The organism is Rhodanobacter sp. FW101-FHT13A11 (assembly GCF_058790335.1).
In genome coordinates this window covers 96,319-110,024 of sequence record NZ_JBYTCN010000007.1, presented here as the reverse complement: position 1 = coordinate 110,024, position 13,706 = coordinate 96,319, and the positions used below count along the sequence as shown (strand labels likewise).

The window sequence follows — 13,706 nt, the reverse complement described above, 5'->3', positions numbered from 1 at the left end:
TCACTCGCTGGCGACGCCGTGGATCGGGCGGATCGTGCTCCAGTTCTTGCAGCTCGGGCATTGCCAGTGATGCGCCTTGGCGCCGAAGCCGCAACGGCTGCAGCGGTACATCGCCTGGCCCTCCAGCAGCTTGCGGGTCAGGTCGCGCAGGATCAGGAAATTCTCGCGCGCCTCGCCCTCGATCTTGTCCATGGTGGCGTCGATCAACGCCATCAGGCCGCGCACCGACGGCCGCAGCCGCAACTGCGCGGTGAGGAAATCGACGGCCGCGCGCTCGCCGTCGCGCTGCCGGTAGAGATGGGTCAACGCCAGCACCGGCGAGACGCCGTGGTAGCGGCCGAGCATGTCGCGCAGGAAACCCTCGGCGCGCTCCATCTGCTGCGACCGGGCGTAGCTGTTGAGCAGCGGCGGCAGGATGTCCGGGGTGAACGCGATATCGGCATTGATCGCGGCTTCGTACGCGGTCACCGCCTCGGCATGCTGGCCGTCTTCGGACAGAAGGCGGCCGGTCAGCATGAACGCACGTACGCAATCCGGCTGGCATTCGAACGCCTGGCGCAGGTAGTCGCGGGCCTCGGCACGCGCACCATGCTGGCGCGAGCGGTCGGCCAGCTCGCAGTAGAACTGGGCGATCATCGGCGCCTCGTCCTCGCCGGTCATCACCTCGAGCCGGCGCGCGTGCTCGATCGCCTTGTGCCAGTCACGCTCGTGCTGGTAGATCGCGATCAGGTGGCGCAGCGCCGACGGTGCATGCGCGTCCATCGCCACCAGGTCGGAGAACAGCGCCTCGGCGCGATCCAGCAAGCCGGCGCGCATGTAATCCTCACCCAGCTCCAGCAGGGCCACCGTCTTCATCGCGTCGGTCAGGCCCGGCCGCGAGACCAGGTGCTGGTGCAGCCGGATCGCCCTGTCCACCTCGCCGCGGCGGCGGAACAGGTTGCCCAGCGCCAGGTGCGTCTCGACGGTGTCGCGGTTGTACTCGGCCAGCTTGAGGAAAACCTCGATCGCCTTGTCCTGCTCCTCGTTGAGCAGGTAGTTCAGGCCGCGGAAATAGTCCGAGGACAGCTCGCTGACTTCGGCGCCGGAGCGGCGCACGCCGATCTGGCGGGAGGCCCACCAACCCAGGACGAACGCGACCGGAATCAGTGCGGCCAGGACATACAGGTGATTCATGGCGCGAGCGGCGACTTCTGGTCTGCGCGCAGCTGCCGGCGCTGGCGGCGTTGACGCATGCTGACGCCCACCCAGGCGGTAAGCCCGCCCAGCAGCCAGCCGATCACCATGGCACCCAGCAGGGCAGCCCCCTTGGGCAATTGCATCCGGGCGAACGCGAGGTCGTAGTCGACGAGATCGGCATTGAGCGCCCCGAGCACGAGGCCGGCGGCGACGAAGATCACGAGGATGACGATGGCGAGCGGGCGCATGGCGCGACTTTACCCGATTGATGGTGACAGGCACAGGCGGCGCAATCCGTCCATGCGGCAATGATTCATGCCGCCGCAGGCGACCGCGGATTCCGGGCAAAAAGAAGGCAGGACCGACTCGCATCGCCTGCCTTCGGTCTGGCCTGAGCGGTCGGTCAGCCGACCTCCTGCTCCAGATCCAGGTTGACCCGTTCGCGCAGTTCCTTGCCCGGCTTGAAGTGCGGCACATGCTTGCCGGGCAGCGCCACGGCCTCGCCCGTCTTGGGGTTGCGCCCCATGCGCGGCGGCCGGTAATGCAGCGCGAAGCTGCCGAACCCGCGCACCTCGATGCGTTCGCCGTGAGCCAGGGCATGGCTCATCTGCTCGATGACACTCTTGACCGCCATCTCGACATCGGCGAACGCGAGATGGGTCTGGCGCCTGGCGAGCGCTTCGATCAATTCGGATTTAGTCATGGGCCCCAATGTCCGTGACATGGAACGACGGGGCGGCGGTGGGCCGCCGCCCCGCGTCAGGCTGGTATCGACGATCAGTCGGCCTTGTTGAACTGCTCCTTGAGCAGCGCGCCAAGCTTGGTCGTGCCGCTGGCCGCGGACGAGTAATCCGCCGACGTGTCGGGAGCGTCTTCCTCGTCCTTGGCGCGGATCGAGAGCGCCAGCTGGCGCCCCTTGCGATCCATGCCGGTGAACTTGGCCTCGACCTTGTCGCCCACCTTCAGGTGCTGGGTGGCGTCGTCGATGCGCTCCTTGGCGATGTCGTTGGCGCGCAGGTAACCCTCCACGCCCTCACCCAGGTCGATCACGGCGCCCTTCGCATCGACTTCCTTGACGGTGCCGTTGACGATGCTGCCGCGCGGATTTGCCGCCATGAACTGGCCGAACGGATCCTGCTCCATCTGCTTGATGCCGAGGCTGATGCGCTCGCGCTCCGGATCCACCGCCAGCACCACGGCCTCGATCTCGTCGCCCTTCTTGAAGTTGCGCACGAGGTCTTCGCCGGACATCTGCCAGGAGATGTCGGACAGGTGCACCAGGCCGTCGATGCCGCCGTCCAGGCCGATGAACACGCCGAAGTCGGTGATCGACTTGATCTGGCCGGAGACCTTGTCGCCCTTCTTGTGCATGGCGGCGAACGCTTCCCACGGGTTGGAACGCGTCTGCTTGATGCCCAGCGAGATGCGGCGACGCTCTTCATCCACGTCAAGCACCATCACTTCGGTCTCGTCGCCGACCTGCACCACCTTGGCCGGGTTGACGTTCTTGTTGGTCCAGTCCATCTCGGACACGTGCACTAGGCCTTCCACGCCCGGCTCGATCTCGACGAAGCAGCCGTAATCGGTGACGTTGGAGACCTTGCCGAACAGGCGGCTGCCGACCGGGTAGCGGCGGGCGATGGCGACCCACGGGTCGTCGCCCAGCTGCTTCAGGCCCAGCGAAACGCGGTTGCGCTCCTTGTCGTACTTCAGCACGCGCACGTCCAGCTCGTCGCCGACGTTGACCACTTCGGACGGATGGCGCACGCGCTTCCACGCCATGTCGGTAATGTGCAGCAGGCCGTCGATGCCGCCCAGGTCCACGAATGCGCCGTAGTCGGTGAGGTTCTTGACCGTGCCCTTGACCACCGCGCCCTCGGTCAGGCGCTCCAGCAGCTTCTCGCGCTCCTCGGAGAACTCGGTCTCGACGACGGCGCGGCGGCTGACCACCACGTTGTTGCGCTTGCGGTCCAGCTTGATGATCTTGAACTCGAGTTCCTTGCCCTCGAGGTAGGTCGGCTCGCGCACCGGGCGCACGTCGACCAGCGAGCCCGGCAGGAACGCGCGGACGTCCTTGATATCGACGGTGAAGCCGCCCTTGACCTTGCCGGAGATCATGCCCTTGATCGTTTCTTCCTTGTCGAACGCCTGCTCCAGGTCGTCCCACACCATCGAGCGCTTGGCCTTCTCGCGCGACAGCTTGGTCTCGCCGAAACCGTCTTCCAGGGCTTCGAGGGCAACCTTCACCTCGTCGCCCACCTGCACCTCCAGCACGCCGTCCTCGCTCTTGAACTGCTCGATCGGGACGATGCCTTCGCTCTTCAGGCCGGCATTGATCACGACGACGTCGTTGCGGATTTCCACGACGATGCCGGTGACGATGGCGCCGGGCTTCAGCTTGGAGATGGCCTGCTGGCTCTGTTCAAACAGTTCGGCAAAACTTTCAGTCATGTTGATTCCATAGTGGGAAAAGACCTTGGGTCCGTTGCGCTGGGTTGGTGGTTGCGCACGAACTTCCCGGTCCACCGGTTGAGGGTGCCTTCAGGCGGTTCCGCAGAACCGGCCGTCGTCACCATTGGTCAAAACCCCTGCCGCGGCAGGGGCACAGAAACCGCCGCGCCATCCGCTCAGGACTGCACGACGGCAAGTACTTCCGCGACGACCTCGTCGATGCCCATCCCGGTGGTGTCCACCAACACGGCATCTTCGGCAGGCTTGAGCGGCGCAACCGCACGTGATGCATCGCGGCTGTCACGCGCCTCAATTTCTCGCTGAAGGCCGGCAAGTGTAACGCTGAGCCCCTTTTCCTTCAACTGCTTATAGCGCCTTTTCGCCCGCTCGGCGGCGCTCGCGGTGAGGAAAACCTTGTGTGCGGCATCCGGGAAGATCACCGTGCCCATGTCGCGCCCGTCGGCGACCAGGCCAGGTGCCTTGCGGAAACCCAGTTGCAGCGCCACCAGGGCCTCGCGCACCGGCGGCATCGAGGCGATCGCCGAGGCCGCCGCACCGGCGGTCTCGGTGCGCAACTCGTCGGTGGCGTCATGCCCGTTGACGATCACCCGGGGCGTGCCACCGTCGCTGGCCGCGCGGAAATGAATCTTCGTGCCCTGCGCGCAGCGGGTCACCGCCTCCACGTCCGACAGATCCAGCCCGGCCGCGCCGGCGGCGTAGCCCACGGCACGGTACAGTGCACCGGAATCCAGCAACCGCCAGCCCAGCCGCTCGGCCACCAAGGCACTGACGGTGCCCTTGCCCGATCCCGACGGCCCGTCGATGGTGAGTACGGGAACGGCGGGAGCATGGCTCATGGCGGAGTCCTGGACTGGCTGGGAGAAACGGCAGTTTAACGCGTTGACCCCACCCGGAACGCGTGCTATCTAGCCGATCTTCCCGTTATCCGGCCGTGCCCGATCTGCCTTATGACCGATCTCCGCCGCGAGTTCGAACAAGCCGCCGGGAACATCCAGCGCCTGTCCAAGCGCCCCGACAACGACACCCTGCTGAAGCTCTACGCCCTCTACAAGCAGGGTTCGGAGGGTGATCTCAAGCGTGCCGCCCAGCCCGGCTTCTTCGACTTCATCGGCACGGCCAAGCACGAGGCCTGGGTGCAGTTGTGCGGCGTACCCGAGGAAGAAGCCATGCGCCGCTACATCGCGTTGGTCCACCAGTTGCTGGCCTGATCCCGGCCGCGTGCGCACGCGGCGCTTGCTTTCAAACACTGAACACCGGCACATTCATACGATCGTTTGAGTCTCGCGTGGATCGCATGAATTACCCGAACCTGTTCGCCCCGCTGGACCTCGGTCACGTCACCCTGCCCAACCGCATCCTGATGGGCTCGATGCATACCGGGCTGGAGGACAAGGCCAGCGATTACGACAAGCTGGCCGCCTATTTCGCCGAACGCGCCCGCGGCGGCGTGGGCCTGATGGTCACCGGCGGCATTTCGCCCAGTATCGAGGGCTGGCTGAAGCCATTCGGCGGCCGGCTCACGATGCCCTGGCACAAGCCGCGCCACCGCAAGCTCACCGGCGCCGTGCACGCCGAGGGCGGGCGCATCTGCCTGCAGATCCTGCACGCCGGCCGCTACGGCTATCACCCGCTGTCGGTGGCGCCATCGAGGATCAAGTCGCCGATCACCCCGTTCACGCCGCGGGCGCTGTCCGCGCGCGGCGTGGAGCGCACCATCGGCGACTTCGTGCGTTGCGCGCGGCTGGCGCAGGACGCCGGTTACGACGGCATCGAGGTGATGGGTTCGGAAGGCTACCTGATCAACGAATTCATCGCCGCGCGCACCAACCGGCGCAGCGATGCCTGGGGCGGCGACGCGGCCCGGCGCATGCGTTTCCCGGTCGAGATCGTGCGTCGCACGCGCGAAGCGGTGGGCCGCGACTTCATCATCATCTACCGGCTGTCGATGCTCGACCTGGTCGAGGACGGCCAGGACTGGAACGAGATCGCAACCCTGGCCAGGGCGATCGAGGCGGCCGGCGCCAGCATCATCAACACCGGCATCGGCTGGCATGAGGCGCGCATACCGACCATCGTCACCAGCGTGCCGCGCGCCGGCTTCGCCTGGGTGACGCAGAAGCTCAAGGGCGAGGTAACGATCCCGCTGGTGGCGACCAACCGGATCAACATGCCGGACGTGGCCGAACGCATCCTCGCCGGCGGCGAAGCCGACATGGTCTCGATGGCGCGTCCGCTGCTGGCCGATCCCGCCTGGGCCAACAAGGCGAAGGCCGGGCGCAGCGAGCGCATCAACACCTGCATCGCCTGCAACCAGGCCTGCCTCGACCACGTGTTCCAGAACAAGCGCGCCAGCTGCCTGGTCAACCCGCGCGCCTGCCACGAAACCGAGCTGGAGGTCGAACCGGCCGGCGTGCGCAAGCGGATCGCCGTGGTCGGCGCGGGGCCGGCCGGCATGGCCTGTGCCAGCACGCTGGGCGAGCGCGGCCATGCGGTGACCCTGATCGACCAGGCCGGCGAGATCGGCGGCCAGTTCAACTACGCCAAGCGGATCCCGGGCAAGGAAGAGTTCCACGAGACGCTGCGCTACTTCCGCCATCGGCTGGCGGATACGGGCGTCGACGTCCGGCTCGGCCACGCGGCGGACGCGGCCTCGCTGCGCGCCGGCGGCTACGACGAGGTAGTGATCGCCACCGGCATCACGCCGCGCCAGGTGAGCTTCCCCGGCAGCGACGATCCACGCGTGCTGGGCTATCTCGACGTGCTGGCCCGGCAACGGCCGGTGGGCGCCAGGGTGGCGATCATCGGCGCCGGCGGTATCGGTTTCGACGTGGCCGAGTTCCTGGTCGAACATGCTCCCTCGCCCACCACCGACGTTGCCCGCTGGACCCGCGAATGGGGCGTGGACATGCAGCTGCGGCAACGCAGCGGCCTGCAGCCGGCACAGCCGGAAGCGCCGGCGCGGCAGGTCTGGCTGCTCCAGCGCAGCGAGGGTCGCCCCGGCGCACGTCTCAACAAGACCACCGGCTGGGTGCACCGGGCCACGCTCAAGGCCAAGCGGGTGGCCATGCTGGGCAAGGTCGGCTACGAACGTTTCGATGACCAGGGCCTGCACGTCACCATCGACGGCAAGCCGCAGCTCCTGCCGGTCGACAACGTGGTGGTCTGTGCCGGCCAGGAGCCGAACCGCCGGCTGGCCGACGAGCTGATCGCCGCCGGCATGAAGGTGCACGTGATCGGCGGTGCCGATGTCGCCGCCGAGCTGGACGCCAAGCGTGCGATCGACCAGGGCACGCGATTGGCCAGCGTGATCTAGGGATGCCCTGATCTATCCAGCGCAGGCGGCATGATATCCAGAAGGCTCGCAGGTGGGAGTGCGTGGCGCAGGCAAGGCTGGCCGCCTTGGCAAGCCGCGCGCTGCCGCCTGCGGGCCTTCTGGATATCACCCCATCATTGTGTTTCAAGCTATGGGGCCGGCTCTGTCTGTCCGCATCTCCGCGGCGCGCCTCCTCGACAGGCGGACGCCTGCCTTCGTCAGCGCACCACGAATCTGCGAACAGACAGGGCCGGTGACGCCTGCGCTGGATAGATCAGGGCATCCCTAGCTTGCGGCAGCAAATACGCCGATGCCGCTGCCATCGGGCAGCGGCATCGGTCGCGAAGAAGAAAGCGCCCCGCAGGGAAGACGCATCGACATGGGTTCAGGGGGGAGGTGAACCAGATGTCGTATCTAGCGTCGCTGCGGGGCGAGGGCCGCCGCCACTAGGGGGAGGGAGGGGAAGTGGCGGGACGTGGGTGATTTTATGATCGACGCAATAAAGTATCTAATATATATTTAGATCGTTATTAATATAAAATCACTATATGTTTGATCTCCGCCAGTTGCGCTACTTCGTCGCCGTCGCCGAGGAGCTGAGTTTTACCCGGGCGGCCTTGCGGCTGCACCTGTCGCAGCCGCCGCTGTCGCAGCAGATCCAGTCGCTGGAACAGGACCTGGGCGTACGCCTGCTGGAACGTACCAAACGCAGCGTGGCCCTGACCGAGCCGGGTCGGGTCTTCCTGGAACAGGCCCGGCAGATCCTGGCCAAGGTCGACGAGGCGCGCAGCCAGGTGGTGGCCGCGGCGGCCGGCTACAGCGGCCAGTTGCGGCTGGCCTATACGGTCTCGGTCTCGTTCCATCCGGCCATGCCGCAGGCCCTGCTGCGCTTCGGCCAGATCGCGCCCAACGTGCGCCTGCAACTCAGCGAGATGTACACCGAGCCGCAGTTCGCCGCCCTGCTCGCCGGCCAGATCGACGTCGGCTTCGTCCGCGACGAACCGCTCCACGCCCAGGACGTTCGCGGCCTGCGGCTCAGCGTGATCGATCGTGAGCCGCTGCTGCTCGCCCTGCCCGTGGGCCATCCCCTGGCCGGCCGCAGCAGCCTGCGCCTGGTCGAGGCGGCCGGGAATGCCTTTGTGTCGCAACCGCGCGAACTCGCCGCCACCCTCTACGACCGGCTGGTGGAACTGGCGACCCGGGCCGGCTTCCGGCCGGAGATCACCCAGCATGCGCAACAGATCAACGGCCTGCTGGCCCTGGTTGCCGCCGGTCTGGGACTGGCCCTGGTCCCGGCCAGCATGCGCGCGGTGCGCCTGGCCGGCGTCTGCTACGCGCCACTGGAAGACCCCGATGCCTTCCTGCTGCTGGCCGTGGCCTGCCGTGCCGACGACCATTCCCCCGCCTTGCAGCAGTTCCTGGCCACCGTGGCGGAAACGGCCGTCGCGCCGGGCTTGTGACAAGTCATTGGAACGGTTAGAATTGCGTGCTTACATTTTTCTTTTTTAGTGTCAGGAGCTAGCCGTGAAGGTGCTTAACTCTTTGAAGTCCGCCAAGGCGCGGCATCGCGACTGCAAGGTTGTGCGCCGTCGCGGCAAGGTATTCGTGATCTGCAAGAGCAATCCGCGTTTCAAGGCCCGTCAGCGCTGAGCCAGCGCCCGACGGTGCCACGAAAAAAGGCCGCGCAAGCGGCCTTTTTCATGGATGCCGATCCGCTCCGGCGGGCAACGCCGCCGGAAGCCACGGCACTGTTCACTCATAACGGACGTCGACGACCTCGTAGTGCTTGACGCCGTTCGGTGCGGTGAATTCGAAGCTGTCGCCCGCGCTCTTGCCGATCAGCGCACGGGCAATCGGCGAGGACACGGCAATCAGCCGCTGCTTGATGTCCGCCTCCAGGTCGCCGACGATCTGATAGGTCACTGCCGCGCCGGTATCCTCGTCCTCCAGGTCCACTGTGGCGCCGAACACCACGCGGCCGCCCGGCCTGAGCTGGGCCACGTCGATCACCTCGGCCGTCGACAGCAGGGCCTCCAACTGGGCGATGCGTCCCTCGGTGAAGCTCTGCAGCTCGCGCGCGGCGTGGTATTCCGCATTCTCCTTCAGGTCGCCGTGCGCACGGGCTTCGGCGATCGCCGCGATGATGCGCGGGCGGTCCGCCGACTTCAGGCGCTCGAGTTCGCTGCGCAGGCGCTCGGCGCCGGTCTTGGTGATGGGGGCGCGACTCATGCGCTGAGCTCCTTGTGCAATTCCTGCAGGCTGTGCACGTCCTCGCTGCCGTGGAAATCCAGCGAGTGGACCAGTGCGCGCGCACCCGCGACGGTGGTGGAATAGGTGACGCGCTGCTGCAGCGCCTCGCGCCGGATCGAGAACGAATCCGCGATCGCCTGCTTGCCCTCGGTCGTGTTGACGATATAGACGATCTCGCCGTTCTTGATCAGGTCGACGATGTGCGGACGGCCCTCGATCACCTTGTTGATGCGCTCGCAGGCCACGCCATGCGCGGCAAGGTACGCCGCCGTGCCGGACGTGGCGACGAGGCTGAAACCGCGCTTCAGCACTTCCTGCGCCACCGGCAGCAGGCGATCCTTGTCGGCGTCGCGCACCGACACGAACACCTTGCCCTGCGGCGGCGTCTTGATGCCGGCGGCGTCGTGGCCGCGCGCGAAGGCGGCGCCGAAGCTGCGGCCCACGCCCATCACCTCGCCGGTGGAGCGCATCTCCGGGCCGAGGATGGGGTCGACGTTCTGGAATTTCAGGAACGGGAAGATCGCCTCCTTCACCGAGAAGTACGACGGAATCACCTCGCGGGTGGCACCCTGCTCGGCCAGCGACTTGCCGGCCATCGCCCGCGCGGCGATCTTCGCCAGCGGCACGCCGGTGGCCTTGGACACGAACGGCACGGTGCGCGAGGCGCGCGGATTCACCTCGAGGATGAACACGGTGTCGCCCTGGATCGCGAACTGGGTGTTCATCAGGCCGATGACCTTCAGCTCCCTCGCCATCGCGGCGACCTGGCTGCGCATCTCGTCCTGCACCTCGGCGCTCAGCGAATACGGCGGCAGCGAGCAGGACGAGTCGCCCGAATGCACGCCGGCCTCCTCGATGTGCTCCATGATGCCGCCGATCAGCACGTTGCCGCCGGCGTCGGCGATGATGTCCACGTCCACCTCCACCGCGTGGTCGAGGAAGCGGTCGAGCAGCACCGGCGAATCGTTGGATACCTGCACCGCCTCGCGGATGTAGCGCGAGAGGTCGGCATCGTCGTAGACCACCTCCATCGCGCGGCCGCCCAGCACGTAGCTGGGACGCACCACCAGCGGATAGCCGATCTCGCGCGCCAGCGCCAGCGCCTCGTCGGCGTTGCGCGCGGTGCGGTTCGGCGGCTGGCGCAGCCCCAGCTTCACGATCATCTGCTGGAAGCGCTCGCGGTCCTCGGCCAGGTCGATGGAATCGGGCGAGGTGCCGATGATCGGCGCGCCGGCCGCTTCCAGCGCGCGCGCCAGCTTCAGCGGGGTCTGCCCGCCGTACTGCACGATCACGCCCTTGGGCTTCTCCAGGTCGACGATCTCCAGCACGTCCTCCAGCGTCAGCGGCTCGAAGTACAGCCGGTCGGAGGTGTCGTAGTCGGTGGAGACGGTTTCCGGGTTGCAGTTGACCATGATGGTCTCGAACCCGTCCTCGCGCAGCGCCAGCGCGGCGTGCACGCAGCAGTAGTCGAACTCGATGCCCTGGCCGATGCGGTTGGGGCCGCCGCCGAGCACGATGATCTTGTCGCGATCGGTCGGGTTCGCCTCGCACTCTTCCTCGTAGGTCGAGTACATGTAGGCGGTGGTGGTGGCGAACTCGGCCGCACAGGAATCCACGCGCTTGTATACCGGGCGCACGCCCAGCGTGCGGCGCAGGTGGCGCATGGCGGCTTCGCCGGAACCGGTCAGTTCGGCGATGCGCGCGTCGGCGAAGCCCATGCGCTTGAGCTCGCGCATGCGCGAGGCGTCGAGTGCGGTGACGCCCTGCGCCTGCACCTCCTTCTCGGTCAGCACGATGTCCTCGAATGCGGCGAGGAACCAGGGGTCGACGCGGCTGAGGCTGTACACCTCCTCCAGCGTGAGCCCCGCGCGGAACGCGTCGGCGAGGTGGAACACGCGATCCGGCCGCGGCTCGCGCAGCTCGCGCTTGAGCGTGGCCAGGCCCGCCTCGGTGCTGATGTCCAGCCCGGTCGGGTTGAGGCCGGTCTTGCCGATCTCCAGCCCGCGCAGCGCCTTCTGCAGCGACTCGTGGAAGCTGCGGCCGATCGCCATCACCTCGCCCACCGACTTCATCTGGGTGGTGAGGCGCGCGTCGGCGGCCGGAAACTTCTCGAAGGCGAAGCGCGGGATCTTGGTGACCACGTAATCGATGGTCGGCTCGAACGAGGCCGGGGTGAGGCCGCCGGTGATGTCGTTCTTCAGTTCGTCCAGCGTGTAGCCGACGGCCAGCTTCGCGGCGATCTTGGCGATCGGGAAGCCGGTGGCCTTCGAGGCCAGCGCCGACGAACGCGACACGCGCGGGTTCATCTCGATCACCACCACGCGGCCGTTTTCGGCGTTGATGCCGAATTGCACGTTGGAGCCGCCGGTGTCCACGCCGATCTTGCGCAGCACGGCGATCGAGGCATCGCGCAGGCGCTGGTATTCCTTGTCGGTGAGCGTCTGTGCCGGCGCCACGGTGATCGAGTCGCCGGTGTGCACGCCCATCGGATCGAGATTCTCGATCGAGCAGACGATGATGCAGTTGTCCGCGGTGTCGCGGACCACCTCCATCTCGAATTCCTTCCAGCCCAGCACCGACTCCTCGACCAGCACCTCGTGCACCGGCGAAAGGTCGAGGCCGCGTTTGACGATCTCCTCGAACTCCTCGACGTTGTAGGCGATGCCGCCGCCCGAGCCGCCGAGCGTGAAGCTGGGGCGGATGATGGTCGGGAAACCCACCTTGGCCTGGATCTCCACCGCCTGCTCGAACGACTTGGCGACCGCGGCCTTGGGGCACTCCAGCCCGATCTCGGCCATCGCCACGCGGAACAGTTCGCGGTCCTCGGCCATGCGGATGGCGTCGCGCTTGGCGCCGATCAGCTCGACGCCGTACTTCTCCAGCACGCCGTGGTCGGCCAGGTCGAGCGCGCAGTTGAGGCCGGTCTGGCCGCCCATGGTGGGCAGCACCGCGTCGGGACGCTCCTTGGCGATGATGCGCTCCACCGTCTGCCAGTTGATCGGCTCGATGTAGACCGCATCGGCGGTCTCCGGATCGGTCATGATCGTGGCGGGGTTGGAGTTCACCAGGATCACCCGGTAGCCCTCTTCCTTCAGCGCCTTGCAGGCCTGCGCGCCGGAGTAGTCGAACTCGCAGGCCTGGCCGATCACGATCGGGCCGGCGCCGATGATGAGGATGCTCTTGATATCGGTACGCTTGGCCATCTCAGCGGGCCTCCTGCATCAGCTTGGCAAACCGGTCGAACAAGTAACCGATGTCGTGGGGGCCGGGGGATGCTTCAGGGTGGCCCTGGAAGCAGAACGCCGGGCGGTCGGTGAGCGCGAAGCCCTGCAGCGAGCCGTCGAACAGCGAGGTATGGGTGACGCGCACGTTCGCCGGCAGCGTGGCCGGGTCCACCGCGAAACCGTGGTTCTGGCTGGTGATCAGCACGCGGCCGTCGTCCAGGTCCTTCACCGGATGGTTCGCGCCGTGGTGGCCGAACTTCATCTTCAGTGTCCTGCCGCCCAGCGCCAGGCCCATCAGCTGGTGGCCGAGGCAGATGCCGAACAGCGGGATCTTCGCGTCGATGAGCTGCTTCGTGGCCTCGATGGCGTAGTCGCACGCCGCCGGATCGCCCGGACCGTTGGACAGGAACACGCCGTCGGGTTTCATGGCGAGCACTTCGGCAGCGGGCGTCTGTGCCGGCACCACGGTGATGTCGCAGCCCTGTTCGGCCAGCAGGCGCAGGATGTTGAGCTTGGTGCCGAAATCGTAGGCCACCACCTTGAAGCGTTTGGACGGCTGGTTGAAGGCGGTGCGATCCAGGTCGTAGCTGCCTTCCGTCCAGCGGTAGGGCCTGGTGGTGCTGACCACCTTGGCCAGATCCATGCCGTTGAGGCCGGGGAACGCGCGTGCCCTGGCCAGCGCAACCTCGGCGTCCACCTGCTCGCCTGCCGCGATGCAGCCGGCCAGTGCGCCCTTGTCGCGCAGGATGCGGGTGAGCCGACGGGTGTCGATGCCGGCGATGGCGACGATGCCGTGGCGCTTCAGGTAGTCGGGCAGGCTTTCGCTGCTGCGCCAGTTACTGGCCCGGCGCGGCACGTCGCGCACGATCAGGCCGGCGGCGTGCACGGCCGTGGACTCGGCATCCTCGGCGTTGATGCCGGTGTTGCCGATGTGCGGGTAAGTCAGGGTGACGATCTGCCGGCTGTACGAAGGATCGGTGAGGATCTCCTGGTAGCCGGTCATCGCGGTGTTGAAGACCACCTCGCCGACGGTTTCGCCGGTGGCGCCGACGGCGTGACCATGGAACACGCTGCCGTCTTCGAGGGCCAGCAGGGCAGGTTGAGGCATACGGTAACCGCCTTTTGGATGCAGCAAAGTCCGCAAGCCGCACGATTGCCGGCTTGTGGAGCTTGGGAAGGAAAGGATCTGGGCGGGTGGAAATTGTATGCGGCAATGCCGTTTCTGTCCACCTCACGGAACATGAATCCCGCGACGTTCCGCTCTTCCGGGT

General features: G+C 66.9%; 12 protein-coding genes. 4 read left to right on the top strand and 8 right to left on the bottom strand.

The window, feature by feature from the left end; genetic code table 11:
* From lapB to cmk, 5 genes are all read right to left on the bottom strand, one after another.
* The gene (gene lapB / locus AC3WRN_RS09800) at positions 1–1,173 is read right to left on the bottom strand and encodes a lipopolysaccharide assembly protein LapB (RefSeq protein ID WP_068090364.1); all 1,173 of its coding nucleotides are present in this window, start codon (positions 1,171–1,173) and stop codon (positions 1–3) included.
* Positions 1,170–1,424 (bottom strand): lipopolysaccharide assembly protein LapA domain-containing protein, encoded by a 255-nt coding sequence (locus AC3WRN_RS09795; RefSeq protein ID WP_068090366.1) that lies wholly within the window; start codon positions 1,422–1,424, stop codon positions 1,170–1,172. The genes lapB and AC3WRN_RS09795 overlap by 4 nt, the downstream gene beginning before the upstream one ends.
* Before the next feature lie 155 nt (positions 1,425–1,579).
* Positions 1,580–1,879 (bottom strand): integration host factor subunit beta, encoded by a 300-nt coding sequence (locus AC3WRN_RS09790; RefSeq protein ID WP_068090368.1) that lies wholly within the window; start codon positions 1,877–1,879, stop codon positions 1,580–1,582.
* Positions 1,880–1,953: 74 nt separating this feature from the next.
* On the bottom strand, positions 1,954–3,627 hold the full coding sequence (gene rpsA / locus AC3WRN_RS09785; RefSeq protein ID WP_068090371.1) for a 30S ribosomal protein S1: 1,674 nt from the start codon (positions 3,625–3,627) through the stop codon (positions 1,954–1,956).
* A 176-nt stretch (positions 3,628–3,803) separates the two neighbouring features.
* Positions 3,804–4,484, bottom strand: coding sequence for a (d)CMP kinase (gene cmk, locus AC3WRN_RS09780; RefSeq protein ID WP_492622821.1), 681 nt, complete (start codon positions 4,482–4,484; stop codon positions 3,804–3,806).
* Positions 4,485–4,595: 111 nt separating this feature from the next.
* Here cmk and AC3WRN_RS09775 point away from each other — a divergent pair, with 111 nt between their 5' ends.
* The 4 genes from AC3WRN_RS09775 (at position 4,596) to ykgO (ending at position 8,611) form a co-directional block, all read left to right on the top strand.
* Entirely contained in the window at positions 4,596–4,856 is a 261-nt protein-coding gene (locus tag AC3WRN_RS09775; protein WP_492622820.1) for an acyl-CoA-binding protein, read from the top strand.
* 86 nt (positions 4,857–4,942) lie between these two features.
* Positions 4,943–6,961 (top strand): oxidoreductase, encoded by a 2,019-nt coding sequence (locus AC3WRN_RS09770; protein WP_492622819.1) that lies wholly within the window; start codon positions 4,943–4,945, stop codon positions 6,959–6,961.
* Between the two features lie 548 nt (positions 6,962–7,509).
* Positions 7,510–8,421 (top strand): LysR substrate-binding domain-containing protein, encoded by a 912-nt coding sequence (locus AC3WRN_RS09765; protein WP_068090380.1) that lies wholly within the window; start codon positions 7,510–7,512, stop codon positions 8,419–8,421.
* Between the two features lie 64 nt (positions 8,422–8,485).
* Complete coding sequence (gene ykgO, locus AC3WRN_RS09760) at positions 8,486–8,611, top strand: type B 50S ribosomal protein L36 (protein ID WP_007508267.1); 126 nt, start codon at positions 8,486–8,488, stop codon at positions 8,609–8,611.
* A gap of 102 nt (positions 8,612–8,713) precedes the next feature.
* Here the strand turns inward: ykgO and greA are convergent, their stop codons facing one another.
* From greA to carA, 3 genes are read right to left on the bottom strand one after another with little or no spacing between them, the layout of a single operon-like run.
* Entirely contained in the window at positions 8,714–9,190 is a 477-nt protein-coding gene (gene greA / locus AC3WRN_RS09755) for a transcription elongation factor GreA (RefSeq protein WP_492622818.1), read from the bottom strand.
* Entirely contained in the window at positions 9,187–12,414 is a 3,228-nt protein-coding gene (gene carB / locus AC3WRN_RS09750; RefSeq protein WP_068090387.1) for a carbamoyl-phosphate synthase large subunit, read from the bottom strand. Before carB ends, greA begins: the two co-directional genes overlap by 4 nt.
* Position 12,415: 1 nt before the next feature.
* Positions 12,416–13,543 carry a glutamine-hydrolyzing carbamoyl-phosphate synthase small subunit gene (carA, locus tag AC3WRN_RS09745; RefSeq protein WP_492622817.1) on the bottom strand — a complete coding sequence of 376 codons (1,128 nt, stop codon included), beginning with the start codon at positions 13,541–13,543 and terminating at the stop codon, positions 12,416–12,418.
* Positions 13,544–13,706: the final 163 nt, after the last annotated feature.